Genomic DNA, 3343 nt, shown 5'->3' with positions numbered 1-3343 from the left:
TATGGATGAACTCAGAAAGTCTGTAGATGCAGCAGAAACTCTGATTCCGGATGCACTGCTTCCATATCCTACATATGACAAGCTTCTGTTTTCCGTTTAATTAACAGGTAATAACAGGGGAATATCTTTATGAACTCTACTTCATAATTCATTATCGATTTCCTCATCCATTAATCACACGATATTTTGATGTTCTCCTGTTTTACATATAATTTTGATTTTAAACTGCATTGCATACAGTCATACGAAATGTCTTTTCTATTACATCAGTTATGCAATACACTATAAATATGGATTTTATATTCGCAAAAGCGCGATGAACTGGCTACATTTCCAGGCATCGCGCTTTTTGCATTTTATAAAATATGAGGAAATTTTTATGAGGGAGGAATATTATTATGGAATTTTCCGCAGTAAACACAATATGGGTGCTGGTCGGCGCCGCGCTGGTCTTCTTTATGCAGGCCGGATTCGCAATGGTAGAAACAGGCTTCACACGAGCCAAAAACGCAGGTAACATTATTATGAAAAACCTGATGGACTTCTGTATCGGAACCCCGGTCTTCTGGCTGGTCGGCTTCGGTCTGATGTTTGGTGCAGGTAATGGATTTATCGGAAAGATCGGTGGTATTGCCACAGAAGCACACTATGGTTCAGGAATGCTTCCTGACGGAGTTCCTTTCTGGGCATTCTTAATCTTCCAGACAGTATTCTGTGCAACATCCGCAACAATTGTTTCCGGTGCAATGGCAGAACGTACCAAGTTCCTTTCCTATTGCATCTACAGCCTTATGATCAGTCTTGTTGTATATCCGGTATCCGGACACTGGATCTGGGGCGGTGGATTTATCAGCCAGATGGGATTCCACGATTTCGCAGGTTCCTGTGCAGTACATATGGTAGGTGGTGTGGCAGCTCTGATCGGTGCCATCATCCTTGGACCTCGTATCGGTAAATATACAAAGGACGGCAAATCAAAGGCTATCCCGGGACACAACCTTACAGTTGGCGCTTTAGGTGTATTTATCCTCTGGTTCTGCTGGTTCGGATTTAACGGTGCTTCCACAGTAAGTATGGAAGGCGATGCAATCGTAAGTGCCGGTAAAATCTTCGTTACTACTAACCTTTCAGCAGCTGTTGCAACTGTAACTGTTATGATCATCACATGGGTACGTTACAAAAAACCGGATGTTTCCATGTCTCTGAACGGTTCTCTTGCAGGACTTGTAGCAATTACAGCAGGATGCGACACAGTTTCTCCTACATCCGCAGCAATCATCGGTATTGCTTCCGGTTTTATCGTAGTATTTGGTATTGAATTTATTGACAAGGTTCTGAAAATTGATGACCCTGTTGGTGCTGTCGGTGTTCATGGTTTAAACGGTGCTTTCGGTACCCTTGCAGTTGGTCTTTTCTCAGACGGATCAGGCACAGACTGGAAAGGACTCCTTACAGGCGGCGGCTTCCACGGATTTGGTGTTCAGTTCACTGGTATGATCATCACAATCGCATGGGTTGTTGTTACTATGACAATTATCTTCCAGGTAATCAAACATACAATCGGACTTCGTGTTTCAGCTGAAGAAGAGATCGCAGGTCTTGACTCCAAAGAACATGGTCTTGCAAGTGCTTATGACGGTTTCGCAATGGCTGGTGTTCCGACTCCTATGGGAACTTCCATAAAAGCTCCTGTTGTCACAGCCAGACCTTCTGCTCCTGCTGAATCAGTTCCTGAACTTCCGAAAGAAGGCGTTCATAAGCTTACAAAAGTTGTTATCATCACCCGTCAGAATAAGCTTGATGAATTTATGCAGGCAATGAATGAGATCGGTGTTACAGGTATCACTATTACGAACGTTCTCGGATGCGGTGTACAGAAAGGTGCTCCATCCTACTATCGTGGTGTTGAGATGGAAATGAATCTTCTTCCTAAGGTCAAAATTGAGATTGTTGTAAGTCTCGTACCTGTACAGAAAGTTATCGAAACTGCCAAGGCAGTCCTCCATACCGGTCAGATTGGTGATGGTAAAGTATTTGTATATGACATTGAAAATGTCGTTAAGATCCGTACAGGCGAAGAAGGTTATCTCGCACTGCCAGGATACAAAGTAAATTATTTATCAACAATCAGGTAATATTAATAAGAGACATCAGCGTATTGATTGCTGGTGTCTCTTATTTTAATCTTTCTTTCTAACAATTCCAATGGCGTTAAAAAACAGGCAGTATATTTCATGTAAATATCATAGCCACGATATCGGAAGCCTATTGTATTATATCTGGTAGGAAGTGTGTCAAGTGCAAGAACCGCTTTTTAATCTTTTGGGAAAAATCCTCTGCATACTCCCGGTATTTAAATTGCTGAAGGATATATTTCTTTTTTCCTTCACATCCAGCTTGCCGCTCTGGGCAATTACAACTTTGTATTTTCTTTTTTCCATCCGTACCCCTTATATTGCATCAATTTCTGCCCATGCTTCTTCCACTATCTGCACTCTGTCACTTTCCATATCATCAATGGCTTCATCCAGCCTTGACAAAAGAACATCCATTGCATCATTGATTGTATAAGTTGGTTCATGGGATTTTGTTGCCTGTGCCAATGCCATAACCATCACCCTTTCTTGAAATAGCACTTTTGTTTCTATTTTTATCATACCACGAACCACCGGAAATATCTATATATTTTAAATTTGTCTTTATAACCCAAACACAGAATACTGTTTTTGGGACGTTTTTTAGAATTTGTCCATTTGTAGTTTCAATTAAAAAAGTAAACAAAAGTGCTGCCGCACCAAACTTTTCAGTGCGGCAGCCCATACAGCTATTTACCTATGCCTCGTTTATATTAAATGTTTTTCCTTAAAGCTCCCGAAGGTAATCGGCACTAACATAACGGTAAATGCCGCCAAGAGAAATTTTGGCCCACCCATTACTGATAGAATATACATATACTTTTGTGCCATAATTCAATGTGCCTACTATTGTATATTGTGTTCCAGGGCCTGATCTAATATTTACATCCGACCCTGTGCACTTGTAATATCCCGGTACGCTTCTCGTGACAGAGCTTGTTTCAATTCCTGTATTTTCCGCAGCAAGCACCGGCATTGCAAATGAACTTGTCAAAAGAATTGCACTTATGACCAAACACACTACAAATGAGTTTTTTCTCATATACTTCATAATCTTTTCCTCCCATAATTTTTTTACACCATATCATCATCCTTGAGAACCTGGACGTGCTTTACTATAAGGTTCCTGCGTAGTTCCAACCACGACCCCATCTTTATTCAGTATATTACCTGTTTTGGGATCTGATATGAGAACCGGCTGGTGGCGT

General features: G+C 41.2%; 4 protein-coding genes. 1 reads left to right on the top strand and 3 read right to left on the bottom strand.

Annotation, left to right across the window (positions count from 1 at the left end; translation table 11 throughout):
• Positions 1-398: 398 nt before the first annotated feature.
• Positions 399-2135 (top strand): ammonium transporter, encoded by a 1737-nt coding sequence (locus AC075L_RS06885; RefSeq protein WP_476387417.1) that lies wholly within the window; start codon positions 399-401, stop codon positions 2133-2135.
• A gap of 159 nt (positions 2136-2294) precedes the next feature.
• Here AC075L_RS06885 and AC075L_RS06880 read toward each other — a convergent pair whose 3' ends face one another.
• The 3 genes from AC075L_RS06880 to AC075L_RS06870 form a co-directional block, all read right to left on the bottom strand.
• Positions 2295-2441: a hypothetical protein gene (locus AC075L_RS06880; protein ID WP_155513483.1), complete on the bottom strand. Its 147-nt coding sequence runs from the start codon at positions 2439-2441 to the stop codon at positions 2295-2297.
• A 9-nt stretch (positions 2442-2450) separates the two neighbouring features.
• Positions 2451-2657 (bottom strand): hypothetical protein, encoded by a 207-nt coding sequence (locus AC075L_RS06875; RefSeq protein WP_025579443.1) that lies wholly within the window; start codon positions 2655-2657, stop codon positions 2451-2453.
• Between the two features lie 205 nt (positions 2658-2862).
• The gene (locus tag AC075L_RS06870) at positions 2863-3186 is read right to left on the bottom strand and encodes an SH3 domain-containing protein (protein WP_020993697.1); all 324 of its coding nucleotides are present in this window, start codon (positions 3184-3186) and stop codon (positions 2863-2865) included.
• Positions 3187-3343: the final 157 nt, after the last annotated feature.

The organism is Blautia sp. ZXY-1-B12 (assembly GCF_056339915.1).
The sequence above is the reverse complement of the archived record's forward strand: the minus strand, read 5'-3'. Positions and strand labels throughout refer to the sequence as shown.